We start from the raw sequence: 18,728 nt of genomic DNA on the forward strand, positions 1-18,728 counted from the left end.
GGATCACCAGGCGCGGGGCGATCACCAGGCGCAGGGTGCGTAGTCCTTCAGGAAACAGCCGTACAGGTCCTCGCCCAGCTCGCCACGGACGATCGGGTCGTACACCCGGGCGGCGCCGTCGACCAGGTCCAGTGGGGCGTGGAAGCCCTCGTCGGCCAGTCGCATCTTCGTCGGGTGAGGGCGTTCGTCGGTGATCCAGCCGGTGTCGACGCTGGTCATCAGGATGCCGTCGGTCAGCATCTCCTCGGCGCTGGTGCGGGTCAGCATGTTCAGCGCGGCCTTGGCCATGTTGGTGTGCGGGTGCCCCGGCCCCTTGTAGCCCCGGCCGAACTGGCCCTCCATCGCCGACACGTTCACCACGTACTTGCGGCGGGCCGCCGCCGCGGCCATCGCCGGGCGCAGCCGGCTGACCAGCACGAACGGCGCAGTGACGTTGCACAGTTGCACCTCGAGCAACTCGACCGGGTCCACCTCCTGCACCCGTTGGACCCAGCTGTTGACCGAGTCGAGGTCCGGTACGAGGCCACCGGCGTCGATGGCCGTGGACGCCGCGATGCGCTCCGGCGAGGCCGAACCGCTGGTGAGTGCCAGTGCGGTGAGCGCGTGCGGGGTGAGCGCCGTCGACTGTGGCGCGGCGGTCAGGCTCCCCACCGGGCCGCCCTGGCCGTCCGGCTTGGCGAAGGTGATCAGCTCTGGCAGCGGGCCGTCCGGCAGGGCCGCGGCCTCCGCGGCGATGAGCTGCGCGTACGCCCCGGGGGAGCGGCGGACGGTCTGCGCCGCGTTGTTGATCAGGATGTCGAGGGGGCCCTGGCTGCTGACCGAGTCGGCGAGGGCGATCACCTGGGCGGGGTCGCGCAGGTCGATCCCGACGATGCGCAGGCGGTGCAGCCAGTCCCCGCTGTCGGGCATCGCGGCGAACCGGCGGACCGCGTCGTGCGGGAACCGCGTGGTCACCGTCGTGTGGGCGCCGTCGCGCAGCAGCCGCAGAGCGATGTACATGCCGATCTTGGCCCGGCCGCCGGTGAGCAGGGCGCGCCGCCCGGTCAGGTCGGTACGGGCGTCGCGGCGCTCCCGGTTGAGCGCGGCGCAGGACGGGCAGAGCTGGTGGTAGAAGGCGTCCACCTCGCGGTAGCGCTGCTTGCAGACGTAGCAGCCGCGTGGGTTGTGCAGGAAGCCCGCCGTCTCGCCCGCGACGGAGGTGGCGAGCGGGATGCCCTGGGTCTCGTCGTCGATGCGTCCCGGAGCGCCGGTGGCGGTGGCCTCCGTCACCGCCCGGTCGGCGGCGAGGATGGCGTCCCGCCGTTCCTCGCGTCGCCTCTGCTTGATCACCTTGTAGAGCCGCGCGGTGGCCCGCTGGACCCGCACCACGTCGGGGTGGTCGGAGGGCAGCGCCTCCAACGCCTCGAAGACGCTGAGGCAGGCCTCCAGCCGGCTTCGGTCAATGCCGTCCTGACCGTTTTCGGTAATGTTGTCCACCGTCATGCGTCTTTGTCTCGTCCCGTATCCCGTGCCGGATCCAGCCGGCTCGCCCCAAGTCCGACCCGAAACTGTACGCACCGTGCGGCCTGCGACGCACCTCGTGCGTCAGTTGGCGTCGGCGTGGCCGAGGCGCCAGTAGCCCATGAAGGCCACCGCCCGCCGGTCCAGACCTCGCTCGGCGACCAGGTGCCGGCGCAGTGTGCGGATGACGCCGGCCTCCCCGGCCAGCCACGCGTACAGCGGCGCCGTGGCCACCTCCTCGGGCACCTCCCAGAGGATCTCGGTGTCCACGTCCACGTCCGGGACAGGCTGCCTGGTCGCCGACGCGCGGGGCACCAGCAGTTGGTCGGCCGCGGCGGCGACGGCGGGCACCAGCCGGCTGCCGTACCCGTCGACACCCCGGGTCATCCAGCGGATCTCGACGCCGGGGGGCGCCACCAGCGGCAGCACGTCCTCGCCGTCGGGCACCTCCAGCAGAACCACGCCCCGGGTGTCGAGGGGCAGTCGCTCGCAGATGCTGCCGATCGCCGGCACGGCGGTCTCGTCCCCGGCCAGCAGCAGGCAGCTCCCGTCCGACGGTCGGAACTCAACCCCGCCGTGGTTGCCGTCGTATCCGGAGTCCGGCCCGACGATGGCGATCTGGTCGCCGGCGCCCACCCGCCGCGCCCAGCGTGTCGCCGGCCCGCCGTCACCGTGCAGCACCAGGTCGACGTCGACCTCGGCCAGGTGCGGTCGGACGGCCCGCACGGTGTAGGTGCGGATCGGGTTACGCCGGTGCTCGGGCAGCGCCCGCCACTGCGCGTACCAGTCCGCCCCCTCCGGGAAATCCACCCCGCGCTGGTCGGGCAGCGGCAGCGCCAACTTGATGCGCTGGTCGTAGCCGTTGTCGGCGAAGCGGTCGAGGTCCACTCCGGTGAAGGTCACCCGGAGAAAAGACGGGCTGAGTCGGCGTACCGCACGGACGGTGACGGTGAACACGCGCCACGGGGCGATGGGCAGGGTGTTGGTCATGGGTGCCTCTCCGGGTTCGGTCCGGCGTCTACCGGGTGTTGGTCGTCTTTGCGCGTGACCGCCACAGCAGCCAGACGAAGTACGGGGCGCCGATCATGGCGGTGACCAGGCCGGCGGGAATCTGGGCCGGAGCGATGAGCGTCCGGCCGACGGTGTCGGCGATGCTGACCAGCGCCGCGCCGAGCAGCGCGGCCACCGGGAGCACCCGGGAGTGCCGGCCACCGACGAGCGCCCGGGCGGCGTGCGGGGCGACCAGCCCGACGAAGCCGATGACCCCGACGGCCGAGACAGCGGTGGAGGTGAGCAGCGCCGCCGCGCCGAGCGCGATCAGACGGGTGCGTTCCAGGGGGACGCCCAGCACCCGGGGAGTGTCGTCGTCCAGCGCCATCAGGTCGAGTTCGCGACGGGCGGCGACCACGGCCGGGGTGAGCACCAGCAGGGCGATCAGCACCGGCAGCACCTGGGTGGGCATCCGGCCGTAGGTGGAGCCGGACAGCCAGGTCAACGCCTTGCCGGTGTTCCACGGGTCGAAGGCGACGACCAGGTAGGTGATGACCGCCATGCCGCCCTGCCAGGCGCCGAAGCCGATCAGCACCAGCCGGTCGGAGCTCAGTCCGCCGCGCCAGGCCAGGCCGTACACCAGGGCGAAGGCCAGCATCGCGCCGAGCCCGGCGACACCGGAGACGGCCCACACCCCGGCCAGCGGCACGAAGGTGAGCAGTGAGACGGCCCCCAGCCCGGCGCCGGCGGTGATGCCGAGGATGCCGGGTTCGGCCAGAGGGTTGCGGCAGACCGCCTGCACTGTGGTGCCGGCCACCGCGAGCGCCGCGCCGGCCAGGACCGCCGCGGCGACGCGCGGCCACCGCTGGTCCAGCACAAAGGTGTACGCGGGCCCGGTGCTGCCGTTGAGCCAGTTCAGCACGTCACCGAGCAGCACCCAGGTGTCACCGGCGAGCATGCCGACCGCCACGGCGCCAACGGTCAGGACGGCGGTGACGGTGAGGACGCTGCGGTGGAAGGCGGCGGAGCGGACGGCCGCGTGCCCGCCGGGCGGGCGGCGGGTGGGGCCCGCGTCGCGGTGCCGGCGGGCCAGCCAGATGAGGATCGCCGCGCCGAACAGGGTGGTGACCACGCCGGTGGGAATGTCGACACCGGCCTGCCCGCCCATCACGGCGCGCAGCAGCACGTCGGAGCCGAGGACGATGATGACCCCGGCGATGCCGGACAACGGCAGCAGGATCCGGTGCCGGTGCACCCCCGGCACCACGGGGGCGAGCAGCCGGACGATCACCGGGGCGCACAGGCCGACGAAACCGACCGGGCCGGTGAGGGTGACGGCCGCGGCGGACAGCAGCACGGCCAGCACCATGACGGTGAGCCGGGTACGCCGCACGTTGAGACCGAGCACGGTCGCGGTGTCGTCGCCGAGGGCGAGGATGTCGAGGCGGTGCCCGAGCAGCATCAGCACCACGACGGCGCCGACGAGCACCGGGGCCAACTGGGTCAGGGCCGTCAGGTCGCTCTGCACCAGCGAGCCGTTGCCCCAGGCGAACAGACCGATGGTGGCCTGCTCGAACAGGAGCAGCAGCAGGGTCGTCACCGACCCGAGGGCCAGCGCGGTCGCCGAGCCGGCGAGGATGAGTCGGGTGGTGCCGGCCTGGCCACCGGAGGACATCGCCATCACCAGGCCGGCGGCGGCGAGCCCTCCGCAGAAGGCGAGGCCACCGGCGGGCAGCGCGGGCAGCGAGACGCCGAACGCGGCCACGGCGACGATCGCCAGGTGGGCGCCCGCGTTGACAGCGAGGGTGTCGGGGGACGCGAGTGGGTTGCGGGCGATCGACTGCAACGCGGCGCCGGCGAACCCGAGCGCGACGCCGATGGCCAACCCGGCGAGCAGGCGGGGCAACCGGGAGGCGAGCAGGACGCGGGCCGCCTCGTCGTCGGCGCCCGTCGCCAGCCGCAGCAGGTCGAGGGCGCCGACCGTCGAGGTGCCCTGGGTCAGGTGCACCGCGCCCACCACGAGCAGCAGCAGGATCGCGGCGACGAAGACAGCGGCGACGCGGGGGACGGCCAGGCGTCCGCCCGGAGCCGGCCGGGTGGCCGGCTCCGGACGTGGGGGTGCGCTCAGCACGCTCACACCGCGTACGTCTTGACGAGTTCGTCGATGTACTGCTTGCCGGAGAGCGGGCCGCCGAAGGTCCACATGCCGTTGGGCATCTTGCGCACGTTGCCCTTCTGGACGAAGGGCAGCGACTTCCAGATGGCGTTGCCGGCGAGACCGTCGGCGAACACGTCGTCGCCGTCGGAGGCGTTGTAGAAGAAGCGCAGGTTCGGGTCCTTGAGGACCGTCATGCCCTCGACGTCGGTCTGGCCGAGACCCCACGCCTCGTCGACCTTGCCGGTCCAGGCGTTGGTGAGGCCGAGCTGGGTGCCAATCTCGGAGACGAGAGAGCCCTTGCCGAACATCCGGATGCTGACGGTGCTGCCCTCCTTCCAGCCGTCGGCCATGGCGAACGGACGGCCGGCGGCGCCCGCGTCGGCGATCTTCTTCTTGCCGTCGGCGATGGCCGCGTCGAAGTCGGCGAGCAGCTTCTCCGCCTCGGTGGTCTTGCCGACGGCCTTCGCGATCATGTTGAGGTCCGCGCGCATCCGGCCGAGGTTGTCGGTGGCGTCACTGCCCTTGGCGACCACGACGGGGGCGTACTTCTCCAGCTGGCTGACCATGTTGGCGCCCCGGTCGTCCTCCATCACGATGAGGTCGGGCTGGAGGGCGACGATCGAGTCGACGCTGGGCTCGCCGCGCGTGCCGACGTCCTTGACACCCGGGTCGAGCTTCGCGGAGGTGACCCAGGTGCCGTAGCCCTTGGGGTCGGCGACACCGACGGGCATGACGCCCAGGCTGACCAGCATCTCGACCTCGCCCCACTCGAGCCCGACGACCTTGGTCGCCGGGGCCTTGAGGGTGATCTCCTTGCCGCGGCTGTCGGTGAGGGTGACCGGGCCGCCGGCCGCCGAGGATGAGGTCTCGGGGGCCGCGGCGTTCTCGGTGGTGCCGCAGGCGCCGAGCGTCAACGCGGCCACGACGGCGAGGAGGGCGGTGAAACGGGTACGGGTCATGACGGTCTTTCTCTGCTGGGGATGAGGGGTGTTCAGACCAGGGCGCGGATCGCGTGCCGCCCGACCGGGCGGGTGGTGACCAGTCCGCTGATCGGATCGGTGGTCACCTCGATGCGGATCCCGTAGGTCTCGGTGAGGGCGTCCTCGGTGAAGACCGCCGCGGGGGTGCCGGTGGCGCGCACCCGGCCCTGTTGCAGCAGGACCACCTCGTCGGCCACGGCGGCTGCCTGGTTGAGGTCGTGCAGCACGACGCCGACGGCGACGTCGTGGTCGTCCGCGAGGTCACGGACCAGGTCGAGGATCTCCACCTGGTAGCGCAGGTCGAGGAACGTGGTGGGCTCGTCGAGCAGCAGCACCGGGGTGTCCTGGGCCAGGCAGGTGGCCAGCCACACCCGCTGCAACTCGCCGCCGGACAGCTCGTCGACGGGTCGATCGGCCATTGCGGCGACGCCGGTGACGTCCATGGCGCGGGCGATGGCCGCCGGACCGTTCGGATCCTCCGCGCGCCAGCGCCCTCGGTAGGGGTGGCGGCCGTATCCCACGACGTCGTGGACGGTGACCCCGCTGGGCACCGGCCGGCTCTGGGCGAGCAGCGTGACCCGACGGGCGAACTCCCGGGACGGGAGGCTGGCGGCGGTGACGCCGTCGGCGAGGTGGACCATGCCGGACTGGATCGGGTGCAGCCGGGCCAGGGCCCGCAGCAGGGTGGACTTGCCGCTTCCGTTGGGCCCCACCAGCGCGGTCACGGCACCCGCACGAAGGCTGATCATGGCACCGTGCACCACCGGCACACCGTGGTAGCCCAGACGGAGGTCGACGCCGGACAGGCTGCGCTCCCCGTTGGCCGACGCCAACTCGCTCTGCATTAGGTGAGGCTAACCTAAGGAAATGCCCGCGTGTCAAGCCGGTCCCGGAGTCGTGGTGCGCGGGGAGAGCGTCGGTGGTCGGGTCCGTGCACGCGTGGGGGATGCTGGTTCCGTGCAGATCACGACCCTCGGCCCACTCGCCGTCGACGGCCGACCGGTCCGGGGTGAACGGCTCGCCGCGGTGATCCGCGCGCTCGTCGACGCGCGTGGACGGGCGGTGTCGACGAGTCTGCTCACGGACGCCGTGTGGGACGGCGCGCCACCCGACGACGCGACCGGTGCCGTCCAGGCGCTCGTGTCCCGGGTACGTCGTCTCGGTCTGCCCGTGGTCGCGGTGCCGGGCGGATACCGGCTGCCCGCTGACGAGATCACCGTCGACGCGGTCGAGGCGCGCGCGATCGTCGACCGGGCGCGCGCCGCGCTCCAGGCGGGCGAGGCCGGTGCCGCCCGCAGCACTGCCGATCAGGCGCGAGCCCTGTTCCCCGAGGTCCCCGAACTCGACACCACAGAGGACACCCGCCTGTTCGCGGACGTCGCCGCGCTGCGCGCACAGGCGGCACTCGCCGGCGCTGGCCCGTTCGACGAGGTCGACCTGGGTCGGCTCGTCGCGCGTACACCGCCGGACGAGCCGTCCGCCGCCCTGCTCGTCCGGGTCCTCGCCGCTCAGGGACGGGAGGCGGAGGCGCTGGAGGTGGTGGAGAGACTCCGGGCCGAACTCGGCGACCGGTACGGCACCGACCCGTCACCCGTGATCACACAGGTCCACCTGGCGCTGCTGCGCGGCGAGTTGACCACCTCGGCCGTCGAGCCCTCGCCCCGGCAGCCGATGCGGATCGCCCTGCCCGCCGCGTGGCGCCGGCCGATGACCGCCCTCGTCGGCAGGGAACGCGACGTCGCGGCCGTGGTGGAGGGACTCGCCGACGCGCCTCTGGTGACGATCGTGGCAGCCGGCGGCGCGGGCAAGACCCGTCTTGCCGCCGAGGTGACGCGTCGCACGGCGGCGGCCGGGCGGTCGGTACGCGTGATCGAACTGGCTGGCCTGCGCTCGTCCGACGAGGTGCTGCCCACGGTGCTCGCGGCCCTCGGAGGCGCGGACACGTCGGCGACCGGCGGCAACCTGGGCCTGGAGCGGCGGGTGCTCAGCCCCGAGGAACGGCTTCGCGCCGTGGCACCCGACCTCGACGGGTTGGTGGTGCTGGACAACTGCGAACACGTCCTCGACGCGGTGGCCACCGTCGTCGCTGACCTGGTCGCGGTGACCTCGCCCGAGGTCACCGTGCTCGCGACGAGCCGGGCGCCGCTGGGCCTCGCCGGCGAACTGGTCCACCGGCTGACCGCCCTGCCGGACAGCGACGCGCTCGCCCTGATCGAGACCCGGGCGAGGGCCGGTGGCGCGGTGCCCACCTGGGATACGACGCGGGCACTCGCACTGTGCCACCGGCTCGACAACCTGCCGCTGGCACTCGAACTCGCCGCCGCGCGACTGCGCAGCATGCCGATCGACGACGTCCTCGCCGGTCTGAGCGACCGCTTCGCGCTGCTCGACGACGCCCTGCGCGGCCTGCCGGAGCGGCACGCGAGCCTGTGGGCGATGGTCGATTGGAGCAGGGAGTTGCTCGCCGAGGACGACCGTGACCTGCTCCAGCGGGTCGCGGTCATCCCCGCGCCGTTCACCGCGGACCTCGCCGCTGCGGTCGCCCAGACCCCGGACGTCCGTCGTGGCCTGGCGACACTCGTGGAACAGTCCCTGTTGACCCTGGTCGAGGGGGACGGTCCACCGCGCTACCGCATGCTCGAAACGGTCCGTGAGTACGGCGAAGCCCGCCTCGACGCGGTGGGTGCACGGGGTCTGGCCATGGACGGCCTGGTCGAGTGGGCGCGGGAGCAGGCGGTCGCGCTCGCCGACCAGTTCGTCGGCCCCGGCCAGATCGACGCGCTCACCCGCTGCGCCGACGAGCAGGACAACCTGGTCGCGGGTCTGCGCTGGGCACTCGGGCAGGACGACGAGCCGGCCGCCGTCGAGATCGCCACCGCGCTGTTCCACCTCTGGGCGGTTCGCGGACTGCACCTGGAGGTGTCCGGGTGGGCGGCGGGTCTGCTGCACGTCGAGGACCCGAAGCGACGGCTCCACTCCGCGATCACCTTCGGCCGTCGCAGCGGCAGACCGCTGCCCAACGCCGACCGGCTGGCCTGGATGTGCCTGTTGATCGGGGTCAACGCCGGCATCAGCGGCGACCTCCGGCTCGCCGTGCTCGCCCGTCGGGCACTTCGGACAGTCCTCGCCGAACGGCCGGACGAGGTGTCGTCCCGGTTGACCGTCATCGCGACTGCGCTACCCCTGTTCGACGCCGTCGACCCGGAGGAGAGCATGAAGGGCACCGTCGGCATGGTCGGGCATCCCGACCCGTACGTGCAGGGGCTCGGCCTGTTCGCCCGCGCCGCGGTCCGGGAGAACGGTGGCATGTACGAGGCGTCGATCGTCGACGCCGAGCAGGCCTACCGTCGTTTCGAGATGGCCGGTGACCAGTGGGGCATGGCGATGGCGGCGGGTGCCGTCGGGCAGTTCCTGGTGCCGGGCGAGGGTGCGCGGTCCGCCGAGTGGCTGGCGCGCAGCGTCCGCCACATGGAGCTGATCGGTGCCACGCAGGATGCCCGGTCCATCCGGGTGCGGTTGGACGTGCAACTCGCCCTGGCCGGCGACAGGGACGCCGAGCGGCGACTGGTCGAGACGGCGGCGCCGGGCGAAGCCGAGGCCGTGGACGCCGCGGTGGCGTGCCTCGGGCTGGCCCACGTGGCGTGGCAACGCGAGCGGTACGACGAGGCCCGGGCGTACGGCGACGGGGTGATCCGCATCCTGGCCGGCTGGACCGGCCCGCCGCCACAACCCCGCGCCATGCTCCGGGTCGCGGTGGCGGTCCTGCACCTGCGGGTGGCGCAGGTGCGACCGGTGCCGGGAGAGAACGCCGACGCGCGCGCGGCCGCCGCACTGACCCTCGCCAGCGACGAGGCGCTCTCCTCACGGGACCTGCCGGTCATCGGGGCATGGGCGCAGGGCGGCGCCGAACTCGCCGCGCACCGGGGCGACGTCGCGGCGGCTCGCGAGTTGTTCGCGCTCGCGACGCGCATCGGCACCCATGCCGGGACGTTCTTCCCACCCGGCGACGCCGAACGACTCAACGCCGCCCTCGGGGACGAGGAGCAACGCGAGTCGTTGGTGGCCGTGTGGCGCGGTCGGTCGGTCTCCGCGACCGTCGCCCGGGTCCGCGAGCTGATGGACGACCTGCTCGCCCAAGAGCCTGTGTCAAAGTCGCAGCTGGGCGCGGACCCTGGTCTATCGTGAGCGGGAAGTGACGGTGCGGCGTCCCGGACCGGTGTGCTGGTGAGCCGCTGGTCCACCTTCCGGCCGGCCGACGAAATCATCGGGAGCAGGGCATGGGCCTCATCCACATCGAGCTGTTCGCCACCCTCGACCTGGTCGGGCAGTCGCCTGGCGGCCCCGAGGAGGACCCGGAGGGGTTCGCGTTCGGCGGTTGGCAGGCGCCCCTGCTCGACGAGGTCGCCGGGGCGCAGGTCGCCGCCGCGTACGAGGGCACGGACGCCCTGCTGCTCGGTCGGCGGACCTACGACATCTTCGCCGCCTACTGGCCGCACCAGGAGGGCGGCGAGGACAACGCCATCGCCAGCCTCTTCAACCGCATCCCCAAGTACGTGGCCTCCCGGGGCGCACCCGACCTCTCCTGGGCCGGCTCCACACAGCTCGGCCCGGATCTGGCGGGCGCGGTGCGCGAGATCCGTGACCGGCACCAGCACATCAAGGTCGTCGGCAGCCTGAACCTGGTGCAGACCCTGCTGCGCGAGCAACTCTTCGACCGACTCGACCTCTGGGTGCACCCGATCGTGCTCGGCGTCGGAAAGAAGGTGTTCGACGGTGGCGCGGTGCCCACCAACGTGACGCTCCTCGAACCGCCGGTCGCGAGTCCGAAGGGCACCGTTCACCTGCGCTACGGGATCGCCGACGGCACACCCCGGACGGGCGACATGTCCGCGCCCGATCGTGGTGTCGGGCGCGACGACTGACGCCGTCCGGGTGTTGCTGCCGTCGGCGGTGAATCCAGCCGGGCCAGCATTCGGCCACGGCGTCGGCAGGTCGAGGTGCCGACGCCGTGACCAGGTCAGATCTTCTTGCGGTACGCGCGCAGCGCCAGCGGCATGAACACCGCGACGAAGCCGGCGCACCAGGCGAGCGTCCACCACACGTGGTTGCCGACCGGCGTGCCGAGGAACAGTCCGCGTACCGACGCCACCAGGTGGGTCATCGGGTTGATGTCCACGAACGCCTGCATCCAGCCCGGCAGTGTGTCGGCGCCGACGAACACGTTCGACGCGAAGCTCAGCGGCATGATCAGCGCGAACATCAGACCCTGCACGGCACCCGGGGTGCGCACCTTCATCGACACGAAGACCGGCAGCCAGCTCAGGCAGAGCGCGAACAGCACCGCGAGCAGACACCCGGCGATCGCCCGGAACGGGTCGGTGTCGATCCGGAAGCCCATCAGGTAGCCGATCGCGAGGGTCGAGACCGTGACGATCACGTACCGGACGACGTCGCCGAGGACCGCGCCGACCAGTGGTGCGGAGCGGGGGATCGGCAGGGACCGGAACCGGTCGAAGATGCCCTTGGCGATGTCGGTGTTGAGATTGACGCCGATCGCGATGGCACCGGTGGCGATGGTCTGCGCCAGGATGCCGGGCAGCAGGAACTGAAGGTAGTCGTGGGTCGATCCGGCGACCGCGCCACCGAAGATGTACACGAAGATGATGAGGAACAGCACCGGTTGCAGCGTGACGTCGATGAGCGCCTCGGGCGTACGCCAGGTCTTGATGAGGCTGCGTTTGGCCAGCGCCAACGAGTGCCGAACCAGCCGGAACGGGCGGGGGTTCGGGGTCGTTGTCGAGAGCGCGCGGCTTCTCGTGGGCGCCGTGTCGATCAGAGTGCTCATGCCGCGACCTCCGTGGGGCGGGTGGTGTCGTCAACGGACGCCGTACGCCCGGTGAGGGTGAAGAACACCTCGTCGAGGCTCGGCAGGTGCAGGGAGAGTTCGGTGACCGCGATGCCGGCGGCGGCGAAGCGCGCGACGCTCTCGGTCAGGGCCGCGTCGTCGGTGACCGGCACCGCGAGCACGCCCTTGCGGATCTCGTCGGCCTGCGCGCCGGAGCCGACCTGGGTCAGGATCGCCGCGGTGCGGGCCAGGTGCGCCGAATCGGACGGCCGGACCTCCAGGGTCTGCCCGCCGACCACCCGCTTGAGCCCTTCGGGGGTGTCGTGCGCGATGACCCGGCCGTGGTCGATCACCGTGATCGCGTCGGCGAGCGCGTCGGCCTCCTCCAGGTACTGCGTGGTGAGCAGCACCGTCGAGCCGTTGCCGACCAACGAGCGGACCACGTCCCACATGTCCTCGCGCTTGGCCGGGTCGAGCCCGGTCGTCGGCTCGTCCAGGAAGATCACGTCGGGAGAGCCGACCAGGCTGGCGGCCAGGTCCAGCCGCCGCCGCATGCCACCGGAGTAGGTCTTGGCCTGCCGGTTCGCGGCGTCGGTCAGGTCGAACCAGTCGAGCAGTTCGGCGGCCCGCCGCCGGGCGCCGGTGCGCCCCAGCTCCAGCAGGGTGCCGAACAGTTCCAGGTTCTGCCGTCCGGTCAGGTCCTCGTCGACCGAGGCGTACTGGCCGGTGAGGCCGATGCTCTGCCGGACGCGCTCGGCGTCCCGTACCACGTCGAAACCGCCGATTCGGGCGCTCCCGCCGTCCGGGGTCAGCAGGGTGGAGAGGATGCGCACGGCGGTGGTCTTGCCGGCGCCGTTGGGGCCGAGCACCCCGAGCACCGTCCCGCGGGGAACGGCGAGGTCCACGCCCTGCAGCGCCCTCGTCTTCCCGAAGTTCTTCACGAGGCCCTCGGCCTCGATCACCAGGTCAGCTGTCATGCGTGCAGCCTGCGCGGGTCGGCTGACACCGCCCTGACAAGCCACCGACACCGGCTGACACGGGCGCTGCGAGCGATCACGGCGAGGGCAGTGATCGACTCGACTTTCGCAGAGGCGCGGTATCCACACGCCCGCGACACCCCGACATCAGCAAAACCGAGTCGATCAAGCCGCGCGCACACCGGGCCTGGTCAGACCGCCGGCCCGTCCGTGTTCCGGATCATCTGCCGGAGCACCTTCAGTGCCGTCACGTAGTCGGCGTCGTCGATTCCCTGATGGATGCGGGCGCGGATCGCCGGAGCATGCTGCTTGAGGTCGACGCGAGCCGCCTTTCCGCCTCGGTGATCCGGCTGTCCCCGTGCACGAGCCGCTACGGCGCAGACCGGCCGGCGACGGCGTTCGCGAGGGGCGTAGCCGGGTCTCCGTTGTGTGTAGGTTGCGGAAGTGACAAGAAGCGAGCGAATCGCGGACCAGTTGGACCGGCACTGGCAGAAGAACCTGCGGCCGCGGCTGCACGGCCTTGCCGATGAGGAGTACTTCTGGGAGCCGGTGCGTGACTGCTGGAGCATCCGTCCACGTGGCACGTCGGCCACACCGATGTCGGCAGGTTCGGTGGAATGGGCGATGGACTCCGCGTCCCCTGACCCGGTGCCGGTGCCGGCGCCGGTGACCACGATTGCCTGGCGGCTGGCGCACATCATCGTCTCCTGCCTGGGCTATCGGGTCGGATGGCACTTCGGCGGCCAGGAGGTCGACTCCCGGACATTCGCCTACGCGGGGACCGCTGACGAGGCGCTGAAACAGCTCGATGAGATGTACGGGAGATGGAACGCGGGGGTCCGCGAGCTCTCGGACGCCGACCTGGAGAACCCGCCCACCGTGGGTCCCGAACGGTTTTCCATGGAGGGCATCGTCCTGCACGTCAACAGGGAGCTGATCCATCACGGCGCCGAGATTTCCCTGCTGCGTGACCTCTACCGCTGGCAGGACGGCGTGGTCGGTTCCAAGATGGCGCAGCTTCAACGTTGAGGGGGGCACCGATGGGCAGCACTGTGTTGAGCATGAGCGTGTCGTTGGACGGCTTCGCCGCCGGCCCTGACGTCACCGCCGGACAACCGATGGGCAGAGGCGGCGAGCGGCTGCACGAGTGGCTGTTCCAGGTCGACGGGGATCGCGCTGTTGCGGCTGACGGCGTCACCCCGGTCGGGGTCGACGCCGCGCAGGTACGAGAGCGTCATGCCACGACCGGCGCCGTGGTGATCGGCAAACGGACGTTCGATGTCGGTGTGGACCTGTGGCAGGACACTCCGTTTCCGGTGCCGTGCTTCGTGGTCACGCACGAGTCGCGCGACCCGTTGCGGATGAGGAGCGACGTCTTCACGTTCGTGAACGACGGCCTCCACAGCACGCTGCGCCAGGCGCGACAGGCAGCAGGCGACCGGAACGTCCTCATCATGGGCGGGCCCACCACAGGACAACAGTTCCTCAGGGCCGGGCTGGTGGACGAGATCCACGTCCAACTCGTACCGGTGTTCCTCGGCACCGGCACCCGCCTGTTCGACCACCTCGGCACCGACCACATCGAACTCGAACGCACCGCGGTGATCGAATCACCGCACGTCACGCACCTGCGCTTCCACGTCCCGAGGTGACCGCTCGGCGTCGGCCGGCTCGCGGTGCGCACTCGACTTCCGCCGTGCAGGCCGGCCAGTGCTTGCGCTGCCGCACCGGCGGTCGAAGCCGCGATATGCTGGCGGCGGCAGAGCGCCTGCCCGCGCCCGATGTGGTGGCCCACGCCCGACCGCATGCTGGGGCCAAGAGTCTCCGACTCCGCGCCGCTGTGTCGACTCCCGGCGTGCCGGTCACGCCGCCTGCTCGGTGGAGTGCGTGGGGCTGCACCGGAGGCGTCATGTCTGATCACCAACCACGGCGGACCCCCACCCCGGGACGTGCTCGCAAGCGCGCCATCCGGGAGCACGCCGCCGAGGCCGGCGTCGCCTACTCGGTGGCTGCACGCCACCTTGAGTCGTTGGGGCTGCGACCCGGCGAAACCCTCGCCACGTACGGGCGGACGATCTATCCGATCGGGTTCGATCCCCATCGCCAACTGCTCGTCGAACGCCGTGAGCGGCGGTCGTTCGAGGAACGGGTGTCCGACACCAGGCGGGCCGCGGTCCTGCCTCATGGCCGCGCGCAGCACCTCGTCGAGCGGTTCCCGCCCAGCCGTGGTCGTACCGGCAGCGGGGTGGGCGCGCTCTATCACGGCGAGGGCCGGGTGGAACTGCTCGCGATGGTGTACGTGGTGATCGCGGCCGAGTCCCCGGGGCTGCTGCCCGAGGTGGGGGATCTCGTCTGGATCGCGGAGCTGGGCGAGGACACCGCGCTCGACACGGCCTGCGCCGAGGTCGACCGCGAGGCCCGCCGGGTGCTCGATCGGCAGCCTCTGGCGCTCTGGTCGGTCATCGAGGCGGCGCTGGCCGTCGCCGAGCACACAGCGGACTGGCAGATCCGCCAGGAAGCGATCCGGCAGGCCGCGCTCCTCTGCACGATGATGACGCCGCGGATCGGGTACGCGGGCGAGCCGTACGTGCCGGGGCTGCCCGTCGCCGGTGTCCGGCAGATCCTCGACGCGCTGCTCATCGTCGCCGACGACGGACATGCGCCGGGCACCCGGGTACGCCTGCGCAGACATCCGGACGACGCGGGGTTGGCCACGATCATCGGGGCCACGTGGGGGTCGTCGGGTCCGCCGGTGGGCTATCTCGTGTGGCCCGACGCGGCGCCGGCGCCGCTGGCGGCCCGCGCCGACGACCTGATTGTCCTGGCCGACCAGGAGTCGCTTCCTCGGTGAGCGAGGGCCCGGCTGAGTCGGCTAGCTGAGGCGGCCGAGCCCGTGCGACCTCGCGGTGGACGGCCGCTGACCGCAGCTCGGCGCGCGGTCGGCGCGCCGGGGTGTACGAGGTGGCACGGCAGTGACGAGAATGGCGACCAACGTGAATGTCCCTCGGGCAGCGGCGCCCGGGGGCGACGGGGGGAGAACCGGTGACAGCATCAACACGCCTCGGCGCGGCGGGGGTGGTCCTGGGCCTGGTCCTGGTGGGCCTGAGCGGGCCCCCGGCCGGTGCGCACCAGCGCGACCGGGGCTACTCGGCCGAGATCCGACGCGCGTCGTACGGCGTCCCGCACATCACCGCCACGAGCTACGCCAACCTCGGCTTCGGGGTCGGATACGTTCAGGCGGAGGACAACCTGTGCGTCATCGCGGAGAAGGCGGTGACGGTCAGCGGCGAGCGCTCCCGTTACTTCGGCGCGACCAGCCCGACCGACGCGAACGTGCGCAGCGACCTGTTCTTCCGCAAGGCCATCGAGGATCGGACGGTGGAGCGGCTGCTCGACGGTCGCCGCGACGGCGTGCACTCCCCGTCCAACGACGTCCGTGACCAGATTCGTGGCTTCGTCGCCGGCTACAACTCCTACCTGCGCCGCACCGGCGCGGCGAGGCTCACCGACCCGGCATGCCGGGCCAAGCCGTGGGTTCGCCCGCTGACCGAGCTGGACATCTGGCGTACCACCTGGAACAGCATGATCCGGGCCGGCTCAGGGGCGCTGCTCGACGGGATTGTCGCCGCCGCCCCGCCCACCGCCACCGGCCCGGCGGCCGTCCAGGACGCGACCGGTGCGGCCGCCGTGCTCGCGTCGGTCGACGGCGCACCCGCCGGGGTGGGCAGCAACGCGTACGGGCTGGGCGAGGCGGCGACCGCCAACCGGGGCGGCATGGTGCTGGCCAACCCGCACTTCCCGTGGGAGGGCGCGGAACGCTTCTACCGCATGCACCTCAAGGTGCCCGGCCGCTACGACGTCGAGGGCGCCGCGCTGATCGGCGACCCGATCATCGAGATCGGGCACAATCGCACCCTCGCCTGGAGCCACACCGTCTCCACCGCTCGCCGGTTCGTCTGGCACCGCCTCGCGCTGGTCCCCGGCGACCCCACCTCCTACTACGTGGACGGTCAACCACGGAAGATGACCACCCGCACCGTCACGGTGCGGGTGCCCGGCCCGAACGGCGGCACGGTGCCGGTCAGCCGGACCTTCCACGACACCCACTACGGGCCGGTCGTGGTGGTGCCCGGCAGCTTCGACTGGACCGCCAGCACCGCGTACGCCATCACCGACATCAACGCGACCAACAACCGGGCCTTCGACGGCTGGCTGCAGATGGGCCGCGCCGAGACGGTCCGGGACCTCAAGCGCGTACTCGACCGTTACCAGTTCCTGCCCTGGGTCAACGTGATCGCCGCCGACGCCAGGGGCGAGGCGCTCTACGCCGACCACTCGGTCGTGCCCCGGGTGACCGACGCCCTCGCCGCCGCCTGCATTCCGGCACCGTTCCAGCCGCTCTACGCCAGCAGCGGCCAGGCTGTCCTGGACGGCTCCCGGTCGGCCTGCGCGCTCGGCGCCGACCCGGACGCCGTCGTGCCCGGCATCCTCGGCCCCGCGAACCTGCCCGTCCGCTTCCGCACCGACTACGTCACCAACTCCAACGACAGCTTCTGGCTCGCCAACCCCGAGGCCCCGTTGGAGGGCTACGCGCGGATCATCGGCGACGAACGCACCCCCCGCAGCCTGCGTACCCGTCTCGGCCTCGATCAGGTGCAGCAGCGCCTCGACGGCATCGACGGGCTACCCGGCCGCGGGTTCACCACCGACCGTCTGTGGCGGACCGTCTTCGGCAACCGGGTGTACGGCGGCGAACTGGTCCGCGACGACCTGGTGGCGCTCTGCACCGCCCAGCCGACCGGGACCGCCTCGAACGGCGCAACGGTCGACCTGCGCGCCGCCTGCACGACACTGGCCCGCTGGGATCTGCACGCCGACCTGGACAGCCGCGGTGCACACCTGTTCACCGAGTTCGCCCTGGCCAACGGGCTGCGCTTCGCGGAGCCCTTCGCCGTCAGCGACCCCGTGCACACGCCACGCCGGCTCGACACCGCCAACCCGGGCGTACGTACCGCGCTCGCCGACGCCGTACAGCGGCTCGCTGGCATCCCGCTCGACGCGCGTCTCGGCGACGTCCAGACCGAGCAGCGCGGCGACCGGCGTATTCCGATTCACGGCGGGCGCGCCGAGGCCGGCATCTTCAACATGATCGTCAACAACCGGGTGCCCGGCGTCGGCTACCCGAAGGTGGTGCACGGCTCGTCGTTCGTGATGGCCGTGGAGCTGGGCCCGCACGGGCCGTCCGGGCGCCAGATCCTCACCTACTCCCAGTCGACCAACCCGAACTCACCCTGGTACGGCGACCAGACCGCGCTCTACTCGGGCAAGGGCTGGGACACGATCAAGTACACCGAGGCGCAGATCAAGGCGGACCCGAACCTGCGCACCTACCGGGTGGTGGAGGGCCGCCACCACTGACCCGCGAGCACGCGGCGGCCGGGCTCCCTGGCGGGGAGCCCGGCCGGTGCGGTTGCTCATTTCGGCAGGCGACCCCGCGTGGAGACGAAGTGGTACGACATGACGGCGAACCCGGGATCGCGGACCAGCCGCCGGAAGGCGTTCAGTTGGTTCGGTGACAGCCCGGCGGCGAGCAGGTCCGGTTCCAACTGGCGGGAGTTCGTCTCGTAGAGCGACGCTCCGGTCGAGCCGCCAGCCCAGCTCTGCGAGTGGGTGATGGTGTCCAGGTCGGTCAGACCGGCGAGGGCCATCTCGGTGTGCACGTCCTGCGCCCACCCGAGGTCGGCGCCGTGGTCCGCCAGGACACCCATCATGGCGTCCATGACCTGCGCGAAGAGCTTCGCGGCGTCGTCGGTCGGCGCGGTCAGCACCCGCAGCGGCGCGGTGCAGTCGAACTCCTCGACCACCAGCCACCCGCCGGGTGCCAGCGCGCCGGTAAGCGTACGCAGGACCCGTCGCCGGTCGGGGAGGTGCAGCAGCACCAGCCGGGCGTGGATCAGGTCGAACGCGTCCCCGGGTGGCGGATCGGTGCGCACGTCGTGCCGGCGTACGTGCAGGTTGCCCTCCGCCGCGAGGTGCGTGGGGTCGATGTCGGTGGCCAGCACGTGGCCGTCGTCGCCGACAGCGCGGGCGATCCGCCGGGCCATCGAGCCGCCGCCCGCCCCCACTTCCCAGCAGGTCACTCCCGGTCGCAGCACCGGTTGGGCCAGTCGACGCGTCGTGATCGGGTCCAGGAAGGACTCCAGCGCCTGCATCTGGGGAACGGCGTCCGGTTGGCCGTTGTCGAACGTATACGTGCCATCGCTGGTAGCGGTTGCCAT

Annotated in this window: 14 protein-coding genes; 6 read left to right on the forward strand and 8 right to left on the reverse strand. The window is 71.9% G+C overall.

Annotated elements, in window-relative coordinates:
* Positions 1–21: 21 nt before the first annotated feature.
* The 5 genes from CLT68_RS19260 to CLT68_RS19280 form a co-directional block, all read right to left on the reverse strand.
* Positions 22–1,482: an SDR family NAD(P)-dependent oxidoreductase gene (locus CLT68_RS19260; RefSeq protein WP_088947777.1), complete on the reverse strand. Its 1,461-nt coding sequence runs from the start codon at positions 1,480–1,482 to the stop codon at positions 22–24.
* A gap of 102 nt (positions 1,483–1,584) precedes the next feature.
* Positions 1,585–2,490: a siderophore-interacting protein gene (locus CLT68_RS19265; RefSeq protein ID WP_099852583.1), complete on the reverse strand. Its 906-nt coding sequence runs from the start codon at positions 2,488–2,490 to the stop codon at positions 1,585–1,587.
* Positions 2,491–2,518: 28 nt separating this feature from the next.
* The gene (locus CLT68_RS19270; protein WP_099857348.1) at positions 2,519–4,618 is read right to left on the reverse strand and encodes an iron ABC transporter permease; all 2,100 of its coding nucleotides are present in this window, start codon (positions 4,616–4,618) and stop codon (positions 2,519–2,521) included.
* Positions 4,619–4,623: 5 nt separating this feature from the next.
* On the reverse strand, positions 4,624–5,607 hold the full coding sequence (locus tag CLT68_RS19275; protein ID WP_088947779.1) for an ABC transporter substrate-binding protein: 984 nt from the start codon (positions 5,605–5,607) through the stop codon (positions 4,624–4,626).
* A 32-nt stretch (positions 5,608–5,639) separates the two neighbouring features.
* Complete coding sequence (locus CLT68_RS19280) at positions 5,640–6,473, reverse strand: ABC transporter ATP-binding protein (RefSeq protein ID WP_099852585.1); 834 nt, start codon at positions 6,471–6,473, stop codon at positions 5,640–5,642.
* A 112-nt stretch (positions 6,474–6,585) separates the two neighbouring features.
* Here CLT68_RS19280 and CLT68_RS19285 point away from each other — a divergent pair, with 112 nt between their 5' ends.
* Positions 6,586–9,813: a winged helix-turn-helix domain-containing protein gene (locus CLT68_RS19285; protein WP_099857350.1), complete on the forward strand. Its 3,228-nt coding sequence runs from the start codon at positions 6,586–6,588 to the stop codon at positions 9,811–9,813.
* A 92-nt stretch (positions 9,814–9,905) separates the two neighbouring features.
* A complete protein-coding gene (locus CLT68_RS19290) occupies positions 9,906–10,550 on the forward strand; it encodes a dihydrofolate reductase family protein (RefSeq protein ID WP_099852587.1) in 645 nt (214 codons plus the stop codon).
* Positions 10,551–10,645: 95 nt separating this feature from the next.
* Here CLT68_RS19290 and CLT68_RS19295 read toward each other — a convergent pair whose 3' ends face one another.
* Both CLT68_RS19295 and CLT68_RS19300 read right to left on the reverse strand, forming a co-directional pair.
* Positions 10,646–11,473 (reverse strand): ABC transporter permease, encoded by an 828-nt coding sequence (locus tag CLT68_RS19295; RefSeq protein ID WP_099852589.1) that lies wholly within the window; start codon positions 11,471–11,473, stop codon positions 10,646–10,648.
* The gene (locus CLT68_RS19300; RefSeq protein WP_099852590.1) at positions 11,470–12,450 is read right to left on the reverse strand and encodes an ATP-binding cassette domain-containing protein; all 981 of its coding nucleotides are present in this window, start codon (positions 12,448–12,450) and stop codon (positions 11,470–11,472) included. Before CLT68_RS19300 ends, CLT68_RS19295 begins: the two co-directional genes overlap by 4 nt.
* A gap of 444 nt (positions 12,451–12,894) precedes the next feature.
* Here CLT68_RS19300 and CLT68_RS19310 point away from each other — a divergent pair, with 444 nt between their 5' ends.
* The 4 genes from CLT68_RS19310 to CLT68_RS19325 all read left to right on the forward strand — a co-directional run bounded on the left by CLT68_RS19310 (position 12,895) and on the right by CLT68_RS19325 (position 17,868).
* Complete coding sequence (locus tag CLT68_RS19310) at positions 12,895–13,479, forward strand: DinB family protein (protein WP_099852592.1); 585 nt, start codon at positions 12,895–12,897, stop codon at positions 13,477–13,479.
* A 32-nt stretch (positions 13,480–13,511) separates the two neighbouring features.
* Complete coding sequence (locus CLT68_RS19315) at positions 13,512–14,102, forward strand: dihydrofolate reductase family protein (RefSeq protein ID WP_199177087.1); 591 nt, start codon at positions 13,512–13,514, stop codon at positions 14,100–14,102.
* A 257-nt stretch (positions 14,103–14,359) separates the two neighbouring features.
* Positions 14,360–15,301, forward strand: a complete 942-nt coding sequence (locus CLT68_RS19320; protein WP_099852595.1) for a hypothetical protein — start codon at positions 14,360–14,362, stop codon at positions 15,299–15,301.
* A gap of 191 nt (positions 15,302–15,492) precedes the next feature.
* Positions 15,493–17,868, forward strand: coding sequence for an acylase (locus CLT68_RS19325; RefSeq protein WP_486482239.1), 2,376 nt, complete (start codon positions 15,493–15,495; stop codon positions 17,866–17,868).
* Between the two features lie 56 nt (positions 17,869–17,924).
* On the opposite strand, the gene CLT68_RS19330 is transcribed toward CLT68_RS19325, so the two are convergent.
* The gene (locus tag CLT68_RS19330) at positions 17,925–18,728 is read right to left on the reverse strand and encodes a methyltransferase (protein ID WP_099852599.1); all 804 of its coding nucleotides are present in this window, start codon (positions 18,726–18,728) and stop codon (positions 17,925–17,927) included.

The sequence above is a fragment of the Micromonospora sp. CNZ299 genome, from assembly GCF_002754415.1.